This is a genomic window from Streptomyces sp. NPDC093085 (assembly GCF_040683935.1).
In the GTDB taxonomy this organism is placed as follows: Bacteria; Actinomycetota; Actinomycetes; order Streptomycetales; family Streptomycetaceae; genus Streptomyces.
The window spans coordinates 88927-107276 of the sequence record NZ_JBFBFB010000010.1; the positions used below are offsets into that span (position 1 = coordinate 88927).

The window sequence follows — 18350 nt, forward strand, 5'->3', positions numbered from 1 at the left end:
CCGGGCCTACGCCGCCTTCGCCTTGGTGGCGTAGACGTCCACGTACTCCTGCCCCGACAACTCCATCACCTCGGTCATCACCGAGTCCGTCACCGCGCGCAGCACATAGCGGTCCCGGTCCATCCCCTCGTACCGGGAGAACTCCATCGGCTTGCCGAAACGCACCGTCACCTTGCCGAAGCGCGGCATGCCCGTCCCCTTCGGCTGGAGCTTGTCCGTGCCGATCATCGCGAACGGGACCACCGGCGCGCCCGTCATCAGCGTCAGCCGCGCGATCCCCGTACGCCCCCGGTAGAGCCGGCCGTCGGGGGAGCGGGTGCCCTCCGGGTAGATGCCGAAGACCTGGCCGCGCTCCAGCACCCCGCGCCCGGTCATCAGCGCGGCGACCCCGCCCCGGCCGCCGTCCCGGTCGACCGGGATCATGCCGACGCCGGTGAAGAACCAGGCCATCAGCCGGCCCTTGAGCCCCTTGCCCGTGACGTACTCGTCCTTGCCGATGAAGAAGACCTGACGGTCGCAGACGAGCGGCAGGACCATCGAGTCGATGAAGGTGAGGTGGTTCCCGGCGAGGATGACGGGGCCGCTCCCCGGGATGTGCTCGGCGCCCTCCACCCGCGTACGGAACATCAGGCGCATGACCGGCCCGAGCACTGCCTTGATGAGGGCGAAGCGGGACAACGGGTCCTCCGTGTCAGTGGTGCGGTTCTTCGGACGGTGGAGCTGTGGAGCGTTTGTTGGACGGCCGAGCAAATCCACGCAGTTGAGTACCGTACTCGCGGCCCGGGGGCGGCGCACATCCGGTTCACGGAGTGGATACGCACTGTTGACCCGCGTTTCCGGCACGTTCGTGTGATCGTCTCCCGTACGGAGGGGACAGCCGCCTACGCTCGGGCCCGCGTTGGACCGGTACGAACCGATCGAAGGAGCCTTCATGACACAGGGTGCGCGCAACACGCCGGGACGGCGGAGCGTACTGGGCGCGGCGGTGCTCGGCTCGGCGGCGGCCCTCGCCCTGCCCGCCACGGCCCACGCGGCCGAGCGCGGCACGGGCGGCCAGGGCGGCCCCGGCCACGGCAGGCCCGGCGCCCTCCCCGTGCCCACGATCATCGGCCACCGGGGCGCCAGCGGCTACCGCCCCGAGCACACCCTCGGCTCGTACCAGCACGCCCTGGACCTCGGCGCGCACGTCATCGAGCAGGACCTGGTGCCCACCAAGGACGGGCATCTGGTGTGCCGTCACGAGAACGACATCACCGCCACCACGGATGTCGCGGACCACCCGGAGTTCGCGAGCCGCCGGACCACCAAGACCATCGACGGGGTGAGCCTCACCGGCTGGTTCACCGAGGACTTCACGCTCGCCGAGCTGAAGACGCTGCGCGCCGTCGAGCGCATCCCGGGCGTGCGGCAGCACAACACCCTCTACAACGGCCGCTGGACGGTCCCCACCTTCGAAGAGGTGCTGCGCTGGGCCGACGAGCAGGGTCGCCGCCTCGGCCGCACCGTCTGGCTCTACACCGAGACCAAGCACCCCACCTACTTCCGGGGGATCGGCCTCGGCCTGGAGGAGCCCTTCGCCAAGCTGCTCCGCGCCTACCGCAGGGACCGCGCCGACTCCGCGATCTTCCTCCAGTCCTTCGAGCCGAGCAGCATGCGCCGGATGGCGAAGCTGGTCGACTCCCCGCGCATCGTCCTGCTCGACGCCGCCTCCTCCCGCCCCTGGGACTTCACCGCCACCGGCGACCCCAGGACCGTCGCCGACCTGGTCACGCCCGAGGGGCTGAAGTGGATCGCGTCCTTCGCGCAGGGCATCGGCCCCACGCTGGACCTGATCATCCCGAAGGACGCCACGGGCAGGCTCACCACGCCCACCACCCTCGTACGGGACGCGCACGCCCGGGGCCTGCTCCTCCACCCGTACACGCTCCGCGACGAGAACGCCTTCCTGCCCGCCGACTTCCGGCGCGGTACGGACCCGAACGCGTACGGCGACGCCTTCGGCGCGTTCCGGACCTACTTCGAACAGGGCATCGACGGCATCTTCACCGACAACCCGGACACCGGCCTGCTCGCCCGGGCGGACTTCGTCAGCCGCTGACCCCCGCATCCCCCGGTCGGGTGACTGCCCGGCCGGGGGGCAACCGTCCCCGGGCGCCCGGACGTCACGCGGGACATGACGCCACCGCGAGCCTCCGGGCCCCTCCTCGTACCCCTTCCGCCGGACGCTCCCGACGGCCCGGCGCACCGCCTCGTCCGCACCCTGCTCCCGCTGGTACGGGCCGAGGCGGCGGCGGAGGCCCCGGCGGCCGGGGTCGACGCGGGCGATCTCGAACAGGGCGCGTGGGTAAGGCTGCTGGAGCGGCCCCCGGGCACGGGCGCCCTCGGCGACCCGGCGCGCCGGGTGCGGGACGCCGTACGGGCCGAGGCGCGGCGGGCCCGGCGCACCGCCGCCAGGGAGCGGGCGTACCGCCATGAACCCGCCGCCGACGCCGAGTCGGACCCGGAGCGGATCGCGCTCCGCACCGACCGCGAGCGCGCGGTCCGCGCGGCCGTCGGCCGCACCCCGGGACGCTGCCCCGGTGTCCTGACCGCGATGCTCTCCACGAAGGACCTCACCTACCGGGAGATGGCGGGGGAGTTGGGTATGTCACAGGGCAGTCTGGGGCCGTTGAGATCGAGATGTCTGGGATGTCTGCGCAGAATGCTCGCCGCGGAGGTTGCGGCTCCTGAACGAAGGGGAAAGGAGCGGTAGACATCGGCGGACCAAGTGAGCGGGAGGCATGCACACATGGGCATGAGCGTGACCATCTCAGCGGCGGGTGCGCAGGACGCGGAGCAGATCCTCAAACTCCAGTACCTGTGTTACCAGAACGAGGCGGAACTCTACGGTGACTACACCATCGAGCCGCTGACCCAGACGCTCGACGGACTGCGGGCCGAACTCGCCGCCGGGCACGGCCTGGTGGCGCGCCTCGGGGACGAGGTGGTGGCCTCGGTACGGGGCAGCGTGGACGCGGACGGCACGGCCCGGATCGCCAAACTCATCGTCCATCCGAGGCTGCGCAGGCACGGCCTCGGCGGGCGGCTGCTCGACGCCATAGAGGTGCACTTCGCGGCGGAGCCGGCCGCGCGCCGCTTCCAGCTCTTCACCGGCCACCGCAGCGAGGGCAACCTGCGGCTCTACCGCAGCCGCGGGTACGCGCCGGTGGCGACGGAGCAGGTGGGGCCGAAGCTGCGGCTCGTCACCCTGGAGAAGCCGGCCGTCGACCGCGCGTACGCGGCCAGCGCCTGACGGGCGGGCGGAATCCTCACGGTCCGGTACGGACACGGACCGGCCGGTACGGATACAGGCCGGCCGGGGCCGGACGACGGACCGGCCGGGGCCGGACGACGGCCCCTAGGGAGCCTCAGGGGATTCCGCCTCCGCCGATGCCCGCCCGCGCAGCCAGACGATGCCCGTGACCGGCAGCAGGACCGGGATGAAGAGATACCCCATCCCGTAGTCGGACCAGACCGTGGCGTCCGGGAAGGCCGACGGGTCCACCAGCGTCCATGTCCCCACCGTCACCACCCCGATGAACTCGGCGGCACAGCACGCCAGCGCCACCCGGCGGGCCGCCTCGCCGCCGCGCACCAGGGCGTAGGTGATGAACGCGTAGACGACGGCCGCCACGGCCGAGAGCGAGTAGGCCAGCGGCGCGCGGTCGAACTCCGTGGCGATCTGGTACGCCGAGCGCGAGACCGCGCCCACCGACATCACCCCGTACAGCCAGAGCAGCAGCAGCCCCGGCCCCTTGACCAGCCGGCCACGCGCCCCCGGTGTCCGCGACGCCTCGGCGCTCGTACGGGTACTCATACGGGTCAGCCTCCCCAGATGTCGTGCAGCCGCACTTCCAGCACCGCCAGGACGACCGCTCCGGCGGCGACCGTCGCCGAACCCCACCGGGTCCGCTCGCCCAGCGACAGGAACCCGGCCGCCGGCACCGCGAGCAGGGCGCCCAGCAGATACGAGACGAAGATGACCGTGGAGTCGGCGGGCCGGTCGCCGCCCGCCAGCCGGAAGATCCCCACCCCGAGCTGCGCCAGCGCCAGCAGCGACACCACCGCCATGCCGATGAAGTGCCAGTCCTTGGTGGGCTGGTCGCGATAGGCGGCATGGCCGCACCAGGCGGCGAGGACGAGCGCGGTCACGGAGACCGCGACCGTCAGGGCGACAAGCATGGGCTTGAGGGTATTACGGTGCGAAAGGCCCCCCTCGCCCGCCCCCGGCCGCCCCGCCGTGCGTACCGCCGTGCCGTACTGCCGCGCCTGCCACCGTGGTGTTGGCCACAGCGCCCGGCGCCCGCGGTCCGTGCCGGCACCCGGGCCGGACCCGGTCAGGACCGGTCCTCGCCCCCGCGCTACGCTGTATCGGTGCAGGTCAGGAAGGGTGCCGTGGGACGGCTCGGAGGCTCGGGGGAGCGCCGGGACGGAAGCGGGGCCTCCGTCAGGGCGTCCATATCGTGCGACGTTTTGTTCCGCTATTCGGACACTCGCCCGGAGGGCGTTCTGATGTCTGTTTTACTGGCCGCATGACCACGACGAGCTACCGCGCCCCCGCGACCGAGGCGAACATGACGCCCGGTGCTCGTTGTCTGTGTCGAATGTGCTCCCGCTGAGGGTCCCCGCCCCGCACGCTCGCGCCCCGAAGCGAGCAGCCCCGCCCCGCGCGCCCGCGCCCGGCCGGGCCCACCCCGCCCCGTGACCCCGCCGCACCCCGGTCACCCACCGCTCCGGCGTCCCGCGCGGCACCGACCCATGCCCCGTGCCCGGCGTACCCCTTCGCCGCGCACTCGACAGTGACGGAAACCCCTGTGATCACCACCAAGGGCCTGACGAAGGTCTACCGGTCCGCGCACGCGCGCGACCGTGAGGTCACCGCGCTCGACGGCGTCGACCTGCATGTCCGCGAGGGCGAGGTCTACGGCGTCGTGGGCCGCAGCGGCGCCGGCAAGTCCTCGCTGATCCGCTGCGTCAACCTCCTCGAACGCCCCACCGCCGGCACGGTCACCGTCGACGGCCGGGACCTCACCGCGCTCGCCGGACGGGGCCGCCGGGCCGGCCGGGAACTGCGCCGCGCCCGCAGCTCGATCGGCATGGTCTTCCAGCACTTCAACCTGCTCTCCTCGCGCACCGTCAAGGACAACATCGAACTCCCGCTGGAGATCCTCGGCGTCAGCGGCGCCGAACGCTCCCGCCGCGCCCTGGAACTGCTCGACCTGGTCGGCCTCGCCGACAAGGCCAAGGCGTACCCCGCCCAGCTCTCCGGCGGCCAGAAGCAGCGCGTCGGCATCGCCCGCGCGCTGGCGGGCTCCCCGAAGGTGCTCCTCTCCGACGAGGCGACCAGCGCCCTCGACCCGGAGACCACCCGCTCCATCCTCCAGCTCCTGCGCGACCTCAACCGGCAGCTCGGCCTCACCGTCCTGCTCATCACCCACGAGATGGAGGTCGTGAAGACGATCTGTGACTCCGCGGCGCTGATGAGCCGGGGCCGCGTCGTCGAGTCCGGCACCGTCGGCGAACTCCTCGCCACCCCCGGCTCCCAGCTCGCCCAGGAGCTCTTCCCGGTGGGCGGCACCGCCTCCGCCCCCGGCCGTACGGTCGTCGACGTCACCTTCCACGGCGAGGCGGCCACCCAGCCGGTGATCTCCCAGCTCGCCCGGACCTACAACATCGACATATCGATCCTGGGCGCCGCGATGGACACCGTCGGCGGACGCCAGATCGGCCGGATGCGGATCGAACTCCCCGGCACGTACGCGGAGAACGTCGTCCCGGTCGGCTTCCTGCGGGAGCAGGGCCTCCAGGCGGAGGTGGTCGACCCGGACGAGACCGGGACCCCGGAGCCGGCCGCTCCCGAACCCACGGCCCCGGCCGACGCCGAGGCCGCCCCCGAAGCCCCGGCCAAGCCCCTCGCACCGGTGAAGGAAGATGCCAAGTGACCTGGTCGGAGATGCAGCCGCTGCTGGTCCAGGGGACCCTCGACACCCTCTACATGGTGCTCTGGTCCGCGCTCGTCACCGTCGCCGGCGGACTCCCGCTCGGCATTCTGCTGGTCCTCACCGACAAGGGCGGACTGCTCCGGAACGCCCTGGTCAACAAGGTCGTCGGGGTGATCGTGAACATCGGCCGCTCGCTGCCGTTCATGATCCTGCTGATCGCGCTGATCCCCTTCACCACCCTGGTCGTCGGCACCTTCATCGGCCCCACCGCCATGATCGTGCCGCTCGCGATCGGCGCCATCCCCTTCTTCGCGCGCCTGGTCGAGACGGCGATCCGCGAGGTCGACCACGGGCTGGTCGAGGCCGTCGAGGCGATGGGCGGCTCGATCCCCACCATCGTCCGCAAGGTCCTGCTCCCGCAGGCCCTGCCCTCCCTGGTCTCCGCCGTCACCACCACCCTCATCGTCCTCATCGGCTACTCGGCGATGGCGGGCGCCGTGGGCGGTGAGGGCCTCGGCTCCAAGGCCGTCACCTACGGCTTCCAGCGCTTCGAGAACGGCTTCATGATCGCCACGGTCGTGGTGCTCATCGCACTGGTCAGCGTCATCCAGCTGCTCGGCGACGGCGTCGTACGGCTGCTGGCCCGCCGAGGCCGTACCGCCACCTGACACCCGCCCGCAGAACCCCCTGCCCCCCGAGCCCCCCCGAGACCCCCCGCACCCCAAGAACGCCCGCACTCCTTGTCCGGGCCGACGTCACCCGCATCTCCCGAAAGAGGCACTCTTCGTGCGTACCACCCTCAAGCTCACCGCGACCGCCGCCGTCACCACGGCACTCGCCCTCGGCCTCAGCGCCTGCGGCACCTCCTCGGACCCGGGCTCCGGCGCCTCCCCGGCCGGTGCCTCGGCCGACGCCTCGAAGCCGCTGGTCGTCGCCGCGTCCCCGACCCCGCACGCCGACATCCTGAACTTCGTCAAGAAGAACCTCGCCGAGAAGGCCGGCCTCAAGCTGGAGGTCAAGGAGTTCACGGACTACGTCCTGCCCAACACCGCCACCCAGAGCGGCGAGGTCGACGCCAACTTCTTCCAGCACAAGCCGTACCTCGACGACTTCAACAAGAAGAAGGGCACCGACATCGTGCCCGTCGTCAATGTCGAGCTGGAGCCCCTCGGCCTCTACTCCAGCAAGATCAAGAAGCTGACGGATCTCAAGGCGGGCCAGACCGTCGCCATCCCCAACGACACCACCAACGAGGGCCGCGCGCTCAAGCTGCTCGCCGACAACGGTGTGATCACCCTCAAGGACGGCGCGGGCTCCGAGGCCAACCTCTCCGCCGTCAAGGACGCCAAGGGCCTGAAGTTCAAGGAGCTGGAGGCCGCCACCCTGCCCCGCGCCCTGAACGACGTGGACGCCGCCGTCATCAACGGCAACTACGCCATCGAGGCCAAGCTCAAGCCCGCCGAGGACGCCCTCGCCCTGGAGAAGGCCGAAGGCAACCCGTACGCCAACTTCCTCGCCGTCAAGCGCGGCAACGAGAAGGACCCCCGCGTCGTGAAGCTCGCGAAGCTCCTCAACTCGGACGAGGTCAAGAAGTACATCGACGACACCTACGACGGCTCGGTCATCCCCTCCTTCGGCGCGGCCGGCTGACCCGCCAAGTCACCGCCCCCGCCCCCTCCTTGCCCGCGCGCGCCCCGCACACACCGACACGTGTGCGGGGCACACGCATCTCCGCCGCCCCGGCCATGCGCATCTCCTCCGGATGTTGCATGCTGTGCCTTTACGACGGACTGAGGCATGGAGCTGGCATGACTACCACCTTCCCGGACGTCTCCATCTCCACGGAGCGGTTGGTGCTGCGCCCTTTCGAACTCACCGACATCCCGGCGCACATCGACATGATGAACGACGAGATGGTCACGGCCTGGACCTCCGTGCCCCATCCCTACACCCCCAAGGACGCCGAGGTGTGGGTCCGCAGAATCGCGCCCGGTGAGCGCCGGGCGGGACGCGGCATCGCCTTCGCCGTCCACGAGTTCCTGACCCAGCGCCTCGTCGGCGTCATCCGGCTGCGCAAGACCAACTGGACCGCGCGCGCCACCGAGGCGGGGTATGTCACCGCCTCCTGGGCGCGCGGCGAGGGATACGCCACCGAGGCCATGCTCGCCGTCGCCCAGTGGCTCTTCCGCGACATGCGGTTCGAACGGATCGAGGTGCGCACCGCCGCCGACAACACCGCGGCCCAGCAGGTCGCCCAGAAGATCGGCTGCATCAGCGAAGGAGTGCTGCGCAACGCCTGGATAGCGCGCTCCCAGACCGAGGACGGCGGCTGGACCGACATCCGGACCGACCTCATCGTCTGGAGCCTCCTCCCCGAGGACCTGGAAGGCATCTCCGCCCCGCTGGCGGACGCGGGCGGCCACGCCTCCCTCCGCGACTGGCGCTGACCCCGCGGTACCGCGTACGCGCCCCCACGCACCACCACCTCGTACGGCGCCACCCGCACCCCGTGATACACCCGCACCACTCCGGTACACCGCACCACTCCGGTACACCGCACCACTCCGGTACACCGCACCACCCGGTACGACCCCACCCGCGACAACCTTCGGGAGACTGACGACGATGGCCGACCGCGTCACGGTGATCGGCTGGGACGGCTCGCCCCTCACCGCCGCCGCCAGGTCCGCGCTCTCGGCCGCCACCCTGGTGGCCGGCTCCGCACACCACCTCGCCCTCCCCGAAGTGCCCCCGGGCGCCGAGCGGGTGCGGCTCGGCTCCATCGACCTGGCGGCCCGCAGGATCGTCGGCCACCGCGGCACCGCCGTCGTCCTCGCCGACGGCGACCCCGGCTTCTTCGGCGTCGTGCGCACCCTGCGCGCCCCCCAGCACGGCCTGGAGGTCGAGGTCGTCCCCGCGGTATCCGCCGTGGCCGCCGCCTTCTCCCGGGCCGGCATGGCCTGGGACGACGCCCAGATCGTCGTCGCCCACCGCCGTACGCTGCGCCGCGCCGTCAATGTCATCCGCGCCCACACCAAGGTCGCCGTCCTCACCTCACCGGGCGCCGGACCCGCCGAACTCGCCCTGCTCCTCGACGGCGTCCACCGCACCTTCGTCATCTGCGAGGAACTGGGCACCGAGCGCGAACAGGTCTCCGTCCTCACCTCCGACAAGGCCGCCGACCACGTCTGGCGCGACCCCAACCTCGTGATCGTCATGGGCGGCGTCGGCACCGCTCCGGCCCCCTCCGGCGGCTGGATCGCCGGCCGCGACCCCGGCTACCCGCCGGAGCACCGGGGCTGGGCGCTCCCCGGCCAGGAGTACGGCATCAACCTGGACGAGGGCGAGTCCACCTGGCTGCGCGCCGCCCAGCTCGCCCGGATCGGCCCCCGTACCGGCGACCTCATCTGGGACATCGGCTCCGGCAGCGGCGCGCTCGCCGCCGAGGCGGCCCGGTTCGGCGCCGCCGTGATCGCCGTGGACGACGAACCCGGCGCCTGCGCCAGCACGGCCGCCGCGGCCCGCCGGGCCGGCGTCCAGCTCCAGGTCGTCCAGGGCCGCGCGCCGCACGTCCTGGAACGGCTCCCGGAACCGGATGTCGTACGGATCGGGGGCGGCGGTGTCGATGTCGTCACCGCCTGCGCCGACCGCCGCCCCGAGCGCATCGTCACCCACGCCGCCACCCGCGACGAGGCCGAGGCGGTCGGAACGGCCTTGGCGGCAGGGGGATATGAGGTGGAGTGCGTCCTCCTCCAGTCCGTCGAACTCGACACCGGGGCCTGGACCGAGCGCGACCGCGCCGTTGTCTTCCTCGTCTCAGGACGGCGTCCGGAACCCGGTCCATGACCCTGCCGGGACCCGGCGCGAGGTAGGCTGGCCGATCGTTGTACCGCTGCCGGGCGTTCGTCGCTTCGTTCGTCAATGTCCGGAAAAGGGGCCCGTTTTGGGCCCTGATGTGGTAGAGCGACAACCGGGGGACGCGCAACGGGGCGCGGTCCACAGCAGGCCGTGGCGGATCCTCGCCACGGTGGTGCGAGCCCGCGCCGAGCCGTGCGACATACGGGGAGGCCGCGGGCCGATTCGTGCCGCGCGGCGCCCACGCTCGTTGTTCCTGACGGGCGCCGGACACCCGCCGCGGATCGGACGCCCGGACGCAGGGCCGAAGGAGCGGAAACACATGGGCGAGGGGTACGCATGACGGACACCGGCCAGGTCCCGGTCGAGGGACAGCCGGAGAGCGCGGGCACGGTGGAGCAGCCGAACGTCCCCGCCCCCGGCACGTACGCCTACCCGAACCCCGCCCAGCCCGCCGCCGAGGAAGAAGTACTGCTGATGCCGAGCGCGCAGGGCGGGTGGAGCGATCCCCAGGTCGTCCCCGCCGACCCGCACGCCGGCTACGCGCCGCAGGAGGGGTACGCGGTCTCCGACGCCTACGCCGCCGCCCCCCAGCAGGCGTACGGGGTCCCCGAGGGGTACCCCGCGCCCGACCCCTACGCCGCAGCGCCCGAGAGCTACCCGGCCTCCGGGGCCTACGCCGCCGCCCCCGCCCAGCAGTACCCGGGCGCCCCCGAGGCGTACGCCGTACCGGAGGGGTACGCGGCGCCCCCGCAGCCCCCCGTCCACCAGCAGATCCCGCACGCCGTGCCCCAGCAGGCGCCCCCCATAGAACAGCCGGCGCCGATGCCGGAGCCGGTGCCCCACCTCCAGGCCGTGCCGCAGGCGCCCGAGCCGTACGAGATCCCGGCGGCCGCCGAGGCCGCTGCCGCCCCGGTGGCCGTGGCGCCCGTCGCGGCCCCGGGGGCCCCGCAGGGGCAGGCCCAGGTGGCGGCGCAGGAGGTGGCCCAGGTGCCGGCCGAGGCGGCGCCGGCCGTCCCGGGGGAGGCGGCCCAGGAAGCGCCGGAGCAGCCCGTGGCGCCCGCGCCCGCCGCTCCCGCCACGCCGACCGGGCCCGAGGAGCGGCCCGCACCGGAGGCGGCCCAGCAGCCGGTCCAGCCCGTCCAGGAGACCGCCGTCCCCGCCGCCGAGACGGCGGGAACGGCGGCCCCCGGCACGGAGCCCGCCCCGGCGCCGGAGGTGCCGGAGGTGCCGCACCAGCCCGGCGCGCACGAGACCGGGGGCCGGGACTCCGGCGCGGTCGAGCCGAACGGCGTACGGGGCCCCGCGCCCGCCCAGGCCGCCACGCGCGCCCCGGCCACCGCGACCGCCTCGGCCCCGCCCCGCCGCCCGCTCCACATGGGTCCCCCGCTCCCCGACCCGACCGGCGGCGTGGTCCGCTCGCTGGCCGACCGGGGCCCGGCGGGACGCCCGAAGCAGGCGGTACGGGTACGCCCCCGCCCCCAGACCCCGCCCGTAGCCCCCGAGCCGGCGCAGCCCGCCGCCCCCGCGCCTGCCCCCGCCCCCGAGCCGGTCGCGGTGGCGGAGCCCGTGGCGGAAGCGGTCGCTGAGGCCGTCCCGGAGCCCGTGACGGTGGCCCCCGAGGCCCCCGCCACCCCCGGACCGACCCCGGAACCGGTGGCGGAGGAGACCCCGCAGCCCTCGGCAGCGCCCCCCGGACCGGAAGCGGTCCCGGAGCCGGAGCCGGTAGCGGTTGCGGTGACCGAGCCTCAGGAAGCCCCGGAGACCCCGGAGCCGGTGGCCCCCGTGGAGGTCCAGCAGCCCGAGCAGCCCGCCGCTGAGCCCGAGGCGGTCGCGGCGGCGGCCGAGGAGCCGGCGGCCCCGCAGGCGGAGCCCGCACCGGAGCCCGCACCGGAGCCCGTGGCCGAGCCGGTCGCGGTCGCCCTCGAACCCGAGCCGGAGCCGGAGCCCGTGGCCCCGCCCGTACCCGTATCGGAACCGGAACCGGAACCCGTGGCGGAGGCCCCCGCCGCTGAGTCGGCCCCCGCCACTGAGCCGGCCCCTGCCCCCGAGCCCGCCCCGGCCGCCGAGGAACTCCCGGCCCCGGCCCCTGCCCCCGAACCCGAGCCGGTCGCCGAGACGACCCCTGAGCCCCCGGCCCCCGTGGCGGACCCGGCCCCCGTGGCGGACCCGGCGCCCGAGCCCGAGCCCGCCGCCCAGGAGACCCCGCAGGAGGCGGTCCCCGAGGCCGAGCCGCAGCCCGCGATGGCGGCGGCGGTCGCGGAGCCGGCCCCCGAGGCAGCCCCCGACCTCCACCAGCAGGACCAGCAGGACCAGCAAGTTCAGGACAGCGACGAACAACCCCGGGCACGCGTCGAGGACCCCCAGGAAACCCACGAGGACCCCCAGGAACTCCACGAGGCCCAGGACCCCCAAGGCGTCCCTCAGCCCCAGGAAGTCACCGAGGTCCCCGAAGTCCCCGAGGTTGCCGAAGTCCCCGAAGTCCCCGAAGCCATCGAAGCCCCCGAGACCTCCGAGGTCCCCGAAGCCCCCGAGGCCCCCGAGATCTCCCCACTCCCCCCCGCCGCCTCCGGCTACGACGACGCCGAGCGGGACGCCGTCCTCCGGGTGATGCGCGAACGCCGCGACATCCGCAACGGCTTCCGCGCCGACCCCATCCCGAACGAGGTCCTCCTCCGCGTTCTGGAGGCCGCGCACACCGCGCCCAGCGTCGGCCACTCGCAGCCCTGGGACTTCGTCGTCATCCGCTCCGCCGAGACCCGGCGCGCCATGCACGAACTGGCGGAGCGGCAGCGCGACGCCTACGCCAAGTCGCTGCCCAAGGGCCGGGCCAAGCAGTTCAAGGAACTGAAGATCGAGGCCATCCTCGACACCCCGGTCAACATCGTCGTCACCGCCGACCCGACCCGGGGCGGCCGGCACACCCTCGGCCGGCACACCCAGCCGCAGATGGCCCCGTACTCCTCCGCGCTCGCGGTCGAGAACCTCTGGCTCGCGGCCCGCGCCGAGGGGCTGGGCGTCGGCTGGGTCAGCTTCTTCGACGAGCGCGAGATGGTACGGGCGCTCGGCCTGCCCGAACACCTCGAAGTCGTCGCCTACCTGTGTGTCGGGTACGTCGACGAGTTCCCCGCCGAGCCGGAACTGCTCCAGGCCGGCTGGTCCAAGCGGCGCCCGCTGTCATGGGTGGTCCACGAGGAGACGTACGGCCGCCGCGCGCTGCCCGGCGAGGACCCGCACGACCTGCTCTCGGAGACCATCGCCGGGATCCGTCCGCTCGACGCGAAGGCGCTCGGGGAGGCGTGGGAGCGCCAGAAACGGATGACGAAGCCGAACGGTGCCCTCGGGGTGCTGGAGATCATCTCGGCGCAGCTCAGCGGCCTCTCCCGGCTCTGCCCGCCCCCGATCCCGGAACCGGCCGCCGTGGCAGTCTTCGCCGGCGACCACGGGGTGCACGCCCAGGGGGTCACCCCGTGGCCCCAGGAGGTGACCGGCCAGATGGTCGCCAACTTCCTGGCCGGAGGGGCGGTCTGCAACGCCTTCGCGACCCAGGTGGGCGCGGAGGTCTGTGTGGTGGACGTGGGCGTGGCGGCCGACCTCCCCGCCACCCCCGGACTGCTGCCCCGCAAGGTCCGCGCCGGTACGGCCGACTTCACCGCGGGCCCGGCGCTGAGCCGCGAGGAAGTCCTCGCGGCGATCGAGGTGGGCATCGAGACGGCCCGCGACCTGGTGGCGGCGGGCAACAAGGGGCTGCTCACCGGTGAGATGGGCATCGCCAACACCACCGTGTCCGCCGCGCTGATCTGCGTCTACACCGGCCAGGACCCGGCCGAGATCACCGGCAGGGGCACCGGCATCAACGACGAGACACACGCCCGCAAGGTCGACGTGGTCCGCCGCGCCCTCGACCTCCACCAGCCCGACCCGGCCGACCCCATCGGCGTCCTCGCCGCGGTGGGCGGCCTGGAACACGCGGCCCTGGTCGGCTTCCTGCTGGGCGGCGCTTCGCTCCGTACGCCGGTCATCCTGGACGGAGTCAGCGCGGGCGCCGCCGCCCTGGTCGCCCGCGCGATCGCCCCGGAGGCCCTGGCCGCCTGCATCGCGGGCCACCGCAGCGCGGAACCGGGCCACGTGGCCGCCCTGAACAAACTGGGCCTGCGCCCCCTGGTCGACCTGGACCTCCGCCTGGGCGAGGGCACCGGCGCCCTCCTGGCCCTCCCGGTCATCCAGAGCGCGGCCCGGGCCATGCACGAGGTGGCGACCTTCGACTCGGCGGGAGTGACAGAGAAGTAGCCCCGGGCCCGCCCCTCCCCCCTCCCCGGCCCTCGCCTTCCCGCACCGCCGGGTACGGGGGTACGGAGGGTACGGGGCGGCCCGCCCCGGAGAGCCACCCCGTACCCGGGTCCGCCCGTACCCAGGCCCCGCCCCCTCGGACACCGCCTGCCCTCCGCCCTCGCCCACGGGACGTCCCGCCCCCGGCATCCGGAGCCCGACTCCGCCCCGTCCCCGACGCCGTTCCCACCCAGGGGCTGAGCCGGCGCCACAGCGCCCCCCCCGCACCCTCCGTACCCCCGCGCCGGGCGCCCCCGCCTGCCGGGCGCCCCCGGGCTCCGGGCGTCGCTTACGCTCCCACCCGCCGGGCCCCGAGCCCCCCGCCGCGTAAGCTGGAGCCTCCTGCCAGCAGCACCTCCAACCCCACCCCCATCAGCGTCTTCTCCCGTCCCGCCGCCCTAGGAGCCCCCGTCCCCATGGCCCAGCACGCCGACCACCCCGCCTACCCCGTCGGACTCCGTCTCTCCGGGCGGCGCGTCGTTGTCGTCGGGGGCGGCCAGGTCGCGCAGCGCAGGCTGCCGTCGCTCATCGCTGCGGGCGCCGACATCGTGCTGGTATCGCCCGCGGCGAAGCCCTCCGTCGAGGCCATGGCGGACGCGGGCGAGATCCGCTGGGAGCGCCGCCCGTACCAGGAGGGCGACCTCGAAGGCGCCTGGTACGCGCTCGTCGCGTCCAGCGACCCCGACGCCAACCGCACCGCCTCCGCCGAGGCCGAACGCGCCCGCGTCTGGTGCGTACGGAGCGACGACGCCGAGGCGGCCACCGCCTGGACCCCCGCGACCGGCCGGAGCGAGGGGGTCACCGTCGCCGTGCTCACCGGGCGCGACCCGCGCCGCTCCGCCGCCGTACGCGACGCCATCGTCGAACGGCTCGGCGAAGGCACCCTCGCCGCCCCGCACCACCGCACCCGTACCCGCACCCCCGGCGTCGCCCTCGTCGGCGGCGGCCCCGGCGACCCCGACCTGATCACCGTCCGGGGCCGCCGGCTCCTCGCCGAGGCGGATGTCGTCATCGCCGACCGGCTCGGCCCGCGCGACCTGCTGGCCGAACTCCCCCCGCATGTCGAGGTGATCGACGCCGCGAAGATCCCGTACGGCCGGTTCATGGCCCAGGAGGCCATCAACGCCGCCCTCATCGAACACGCCAAGGCGGGCAAGGCCGTCGTCCGCCTCAAGGGCGGCGACCCGTTCGTCTTCGGCCGGGGCATGGAGGAGGCGCACGCGCTCGCCGCCGCCGGTATCCCGTGTACCGTCGTCCCGGGCATCTCCAGTTCCATCAGCGTGCCGGGCGCCGCCGGGATCCCCGTCACCCACCGCGGTGTCGCCCACGAGTTCACCGTGGTCAGCGGTCATGTCGCACCCGACGACGAACGCTCCCTCGTCGACTGGGCCGCGCTCGCCCGGCTGCGCGGCACGCTCGTCCTGCTGATGGCCGTCGACAAGATCGGCGCCATCGCCCAGGCCCTCGTCACCCACGGCAGGCCCCCGGAGACCCCCGTCGCCCTCGTCCAGGAGGGCACCACCGCCGCCCAGCGGCGCGTGGACGCCACCCTCGCCACGGTCGGGGAGGTCGTACGCGCCGAGGAGGTACGGCCCCCCGCCGTCATCGTCATCGGCGACGTGGTCGCCCTCGGCGACGGCCGCTGACCCGACCACCCTCCCCGGCGCGCACCCCGGACCCGCACACCCCGCACCCCGGACCCGCACCCCACCCCCGACCAGGACAAGGGCAGTACCACCCGTGGCCGAACTCATCACCGTCGACGACCCCGACGACCCCCGTCTGCACGACTACACCGGGCTCACCGATGTCGAGCTGCGCCGCCGCCGCGAGCCCGCCGAGGGGCTCTTCATCGCGGAGGGCGAGAAGGTCATCCGCCGGGCCGGCCAGGCCGGCTACGCCATGCGCTCCCTGCTGCTCTCCGCCAAGTGGGTCGACCCCCTGCGCGACGTCATCGACAGCGCCGGGGCCCCCGTCTACGTCGTCGGCCCCGAACTGGCCGAGCGGGTCACCGGCTATCACGTGCACCGGGGCGCCCTCGCCTCGATGGCCCGCAAGCCGCTCCCCGACGTCACCGACGTGCTCCGCACCGCCCGCCGCGTCGCCGTCATGGAGGCCGTCAACGACCACACCAACATCGGGGCGATCTTCCGCAGCGCCGCCGCGCTCGGCATGGACGCCGTCCTGCTCTCCCCGGAGTGCGCCGACCCGCTCTACCGGCGCTCGGTGAAGGTGTCGATGGGCGCCGTGTTCGCCGTACCGTACGCACGCCTCGACGGCTGGCCCCGCGCGCTGGACACGGTACGGAGCGCCGGGTTCCGAGTCCTCGCGCTCACCCCGGACGAGCGCGCCGTCCCCCTGGACGCCGCGGCCCCGCACCGGATGGAGCGGGTCGCGCTGCTGCTCGGCGCCGAGGGCGACGGACTCACCCGGCGGGCGCTGGACTCCGCCGACACCTGGGTCCGTATCCCGATGGCACACGGTGTGGACTCGCTCAATGTCGGCGCCGCGGCGGCGGTCGCCTTCTACGCGGTCACCACGGGCCGCCCCGAGAACTGACCGCGCGCCACCCGAGCGCCGCTCAGAGCTGCTGCGCCGCCGCGATCCCCAGCGCGACGATCAGCGTCACGACGACGAACACGATCAGCCGCTGCCGCAGCAGCCGCGGATTCGCCGGGCGCAGCCGGGACTTCGTCCGGGTCCCCGGCGCCGGACGCCCCCCGGTACGGGACGCCCCCCTGGACGGCTCGCGCGACGGGTCCCGGGGCCGGGGCGGCCGGGTGGAGCCCGTACGACCGGAGGGGCCGGTACGGCCGGAAGCGCCGCCGGTACGGGCGGATCCGGCACCCCCGGTCCGGCCGGGGCCCGGACGCGGACCCGGGCCGTCCGGGGCCGTGCCGAGCCGGCCGCGTACCGCCTCGCGCTCCGTGTACCGCTCCGTCAGCCCGTCCGTCGCCGGTTCATGGCCCCGCGGCCGGTGGGCCGGCGGCCGGCTGTCGATCAGCCCCTGCGCCTCCCGCGCGGCGATCTCCTTCAGCCGCATCGAGAGCTGGAGGGTGCTGGGCCGCTCCTCCGGGTCCTTCGCCAGACAGGCCCGAACCAGCGGCGCCAGCGCGTCCGGCACCCCGTGGAGCTGCGCCTCCTCGTGGACCACCCGGTACAGCATCACCTCGGAGCTGCCATGGCCGAACGGCGAGTCGGCGGTCGCCGCGTACGCCAGCGTCGCGCCCAGCGAGAAGACATCCGTCGCCGGGGTCACCGCCGCGCCCCGCACCTGCTCCGGCGCGAGGAAACCGGGGGAGCCGACCGCCGTCCCGACATGGGTCAGGGTGGAGGCGCCGGTCGCCCAGGCGATCCCGAAGTCGATGATGCGGGGGCCCTTCGGGGAGAGCAGGATGTTCGACGGCTTCAGATCCCGGTGCACCACCCCGGCCTCGTGGACCGCGACCAGCCCCTCCGAGAGCGCCGCGCCCACCGACGCCACCTCGGCCGCCGGCAGCGGCCCCTCCTCGTTGACCCGGTCGTGCAGCGAAGGACCCGGTACGTACTGGGTGGCGAACCACGGACGGTCCGCGTCCAGATCCGCGGCGACCAGCCGGGCCGTGCAGCCGCCCCGGATCCGCCGCGCCGCGGAGACCTCACGGGCGAACCGCGACCGGAACTCCTGGTCCTCCGCGAGATCGGGCCGGATCACCTTCAGCGCCACCCGCTGGCCGCGCCGGTCGGAGCCGAGATAGACGACGCCCATCCCGCCCGCCCCGAGCCGCCGGTGGAGTCTGAACGAACCGACGACACGCGGGTCCTCGCGCCGGAGCCGCATCATCGCCATGTCCATCCCCGCTGCCCGGTCGTCCGTGTGACGTGGCACAGCTTACGTACCCGGGCCCGGCGGCGCTCATAGGCCGCGCCCTCGCGCACCGACCGATTGTCCGCGCGGAGCCGGAAAATTGAAGAAAGGTCAGTGCCGGAAGCGGCCCTTCCGGCCCGCCGGGGAAGATCCCAAAGGTCGTGCGCGGAAAGGGTGTTGGGGCGAACGGATGTACGCACGGCGGCGTCGTCCTGTCGAGGGTTCGGCACGTGAGAGATGTCACCAGAAGTGGATCACCGCACCCCGGTCCACGCCTCCCACCTGCCCCGGATCCGGCACCCCGGAGCCGTCCCCTCCGGGAAGACCCCACCTTCCGG

Annotated in this window: 15 protein-coding genes; 11 read left to right on the forward strand and 4 right to left on the reverse strand. The window is 73.9% G+C overall.

The window, feature by feature from the left end; translation table 11 throughout:
* Positions 1 to 6: 6 nt before the first annotated feature.
* Entirely contained in the window at positions 7 to 636 is a 630-nt protein-coding gene (locus tag AB0O07_RS25120) for a lysophospholipid acyltransferase family protein (protein WP_365637310.1), read from the reverse strand.
* 295 nt (positions 637 to 931) lie between these two features.
* Here AB0O07_RS25120 and AB0O07_RS25125 point away from each other — a divergent pair, with 295 nt between their 5' ends.
* From AB0O07_RS25125 to AB0O07_RS25135, 3 genes are all read left to right on the forward strand, one after another.
* Positions 932 to 2098 (forward strand): glycerophosphodiester phosphodiesterase, encoded by a 1167-nt coding sequence (locus AB0O07_RS25125; RefSeq protein ID WP_365637001.1) that lies wholly within the window; start codon positions 932 to 934, stop codon positions 2096 to 2098.
* A gap of 75 nt (positions 2099 to 2173) precedes the next feature.
* The gene (locus tag AB0O07_RS25130) at positions 2174 to 2752 is read left to right on the forward strand and encodes a sigma-70 family RNA polymerase sigma factor (protein ID WP_365637003.1); all 579 of its coding nucleotides are present in this window, start codon (positions 2174 to 2176) and stop codon (positions 2750 to 2752) included.
* Positions 2753 to 2788: 36 nt separating this feature from the next.
* A complete protein-coding gene (locus AB0O07_RS25135) occupies positions 2789 to 3292 on the forward strand; it encodes a GNAT family N-acetyltransferase (protein WP_365637006.1) in 504 nt (167 codons plus the stop codon).
* Positions 3293 to 3397: 105 nt separating this feature from the next.
* On the opposite strand, the gene AB0O07_RS25140 is transcribed toward AB0O07_RS25135, so the two are convergent.
* Together AB0O07_RS25140 and AB0O07_RS25145 are read right to left on the reverse strand one after the other, a co-directional pair.
* Positions 3398 to 3856: a hypothetical protein gene (locus AB0O07_RS25140; RefSeq protein ID WP_365637008.1), complete on the reverse strand. Its 459-nt coding sequence runs from the start codon at positions 3854 to 3856 to the stop codon at positions 3398 to 3400.
* Positions 3857 to 3861: 5 nt separating this feature from the next.
* Positions 3862 to 4221 carry a hypothetical protein gene (locus AB0O07_RS25145; protein WP_365637010.1) on the reverse strand — a complete coding sequence of 120 codons (360 nt, stop codon included), beginning with the start codon at positions 4219 to 4221 and terminating at the stop codon, positions 3862 to 3864.
* Positions 4222 to 4853: 632 nt separating this feature from the next.
* On the opposite strand from AB0O07_RS25145, the gene AB0O07_RS25150 reads away from it, so the two are divergent.
* The 8 genes from AB0O07_RS25150 (at position 4854) to AB0O07_RS25185 (ending at position 16724) form a co-directional block, all read left to right on the forward strand.
* Entirely contained in the window at positions 4854 to 5981 is a 1128-nt protein-coding gene (locus tag AB0O07_RS25150) for an ATP-binding cassette domain-containing protein (RefSeq protein ID WP_365637012.1), read from the forward strand.
* Positions 5978 to 6649: a methionine ABC transporter permease gene (locus AB0O07_RS25155; protein WP_365637014.1), complete on the forward strand. Its 672-nt coding sequence runs from the start codon at positions 5978 to 5980 to the stop codon at positions 6647 to 6649. The genes AB0O07_RS25150 and AB0O07_RS25155 overlap by 4 nt, the downstream gene beginning before the upstream one ends.
* 118 nt (positions 6650 to 6767) lie before the next feature.
* On the forward strand, positions 6768 to 7631 hold the full coding sequence (locus AB0O07_RS25160; RefSeq protein WP_365637018.1) for a MetQ/NlpA family ABC transporter substrate-binding protein: 864 nt from the start codon (positions 6768 to 6770) through the stop codon (positions 7629 to 7631).
* 158 nt (positions 7632 to 7789) lie between these two features.
* Positions 7790 to 8428 carry a GNAT family N-acetyltransferase gene (locus AB0O07_RS25165; RefSeq protein ID WP_365637020.1) on the forward strand — a complete coding sequence of 213 codons (639 nt, stop codon included), beginning with the start codon at positions 7790 to 7792 and terminating at the stop codon, positions 8426 to 8428.
* Positions 8429 to 8606: 178 nt separating this feature from the next.
* A complete protein-coding gene (gene cbiE, locus AB0O07_RS25170; protein WP_365637023.1) occupies positions 8607 to 9827 on the forward strand; it encodes a precorrin-6y C5,15-methyltransferase (decarboxylating) subunit CbiE in 1221 nt (406 codons plus the stop codon).
* 348 nt (positions 9828 to 10175) lie between these two features.
* Entirely contained in the window at positions 10176 to 14126 is a 3951-nt protein-coding gene (gene cobT, locus AB0O07_RS25175) for a nicotinate-nucleotide--dimethylbenzimidazole phosphoribosyltransferase (protein WP_365637025.1), read from the forward strand.
* Between the two features lie 455 nt (positions 14127 to 14581).
* Positions 14582 to 15811, forward strand: coding sequence for a uroporphyrinogen-III C-methyltransferase (cobA, locus tag AB0O07_RS25180; protein WP_365637027.1), 1230 nt, complete (start codon positions 14582 to 14584; stop codon positions 15809 to 15811).
* Positions 15812 to 15905: 94 nt separating this feature from the next.
* Positions 15906 to 16724, forward strand: coding sequence for an RNA methyltransferase (locus AB0O07_RS25185; protein ID WP_365637030.1), 819 nt, complete (start codon positions 15906 to 15908; stop codon positions 16722 to 16724).
* A 22-nt stretch (positions 16725 to 16746) separates the two neighbouring features.
* Here the strand turns inward: AB0O07_RS25185 and AB0O07_RS25190 are convergent, their stop codons facing one another.
* A complete protein-coding gene (locus AB0O07_RS25190) occupies positions 16747 to 18000 on the reverse strand; it encodes a serine/threonine-protein kinase (RefSeq protein WP_365637313.1) in 1254 nt (417 codons plus the stop codon).
* Positions 18001 to 18350 lie beyond the last annotated feature (350 nt).

Excerpts from the sequence above, each read along its gene's own strand:
- AB0O07_RS25120 (WP_365637310.1), bottom strand. The coding sequence starts at position 636 with ATGCGCCTGATGTTCCGTACGCGGGTGGAGGGCGCCGAGCACATCCCG.
- AB0O07_RS25125 (WP_365637001.1), top strand. The coding sequence starts at position 932 with ATGACACAGGGTGCGCGCAACACGCCGGGACGGCGGAGCGTACTGGGC.
- AB0O07_RS25130 (WP_365637003.1), top strand. The coding sequence starts at position 2,174 with ATGACGCCACCGCGAGCCTCCGGGCCCCTCCTCGTACCCCTTCCGCCG.
- AB0O07_RS25135 (WP_365637006.1), top strand. The coding sequence starts at position 2,789 with ATGGGCATGAGCGTGACCATCTCAGCGGCGGGTGCGCAGGACGCGGAG.
- AB0O07_RS25140 (WP_365637008.1), bottom strand. The coding sequence starts at position 3,856 with ATGAGTACCCGTACGAGCGCCGAGGCGTCGCGGACACCGGGGGCGCGT.
- AB0O07_RS25145 (WP_365637010.1), bottom strand. The coding sequence starts at position 4,221 with ATGCTTGTCGCCCTGACGGTCGCGGTCTCCGTGACCGCGCTCGTCCTC.
- AB0O07_RS25165 (WP_365637020.1), top strand. The coding sequence starts at position 7,790 with ATGACTACCACCTTCCCGGACGTCTCCATCTCCACGGAGCGGTTGGTG.
- cbiE (WP_365637023.1), top strand. The coding sequence starts at position 8,607 with ATGGCCGACCGCGTCACGGTGATCGGCTGGGACGGCTCGCCCCTCACC.
- cobT (WP_365637025.1), top strand. The coding sequence starts at position 10,176 with ATGACGGACACCGGCCAGGTCCCGGTCGAGGGACAGCCGGAGAGCGCG.
- cobA (WP_365637027.1), top strand. The coding sequence starts at position 14,582 with ATGGCCCAGCACGCCGACCACCCCGCCTACCCCGTCGGACTCCGTCTC.
- AB0O07_RS25190 (WP_365637313.1), bottom strand. The coding sequence starts at position 18,000 with ATGGACATGGCGATGATGCGGCTCCGGCGCGAGGACCCGCGTGTCGTC.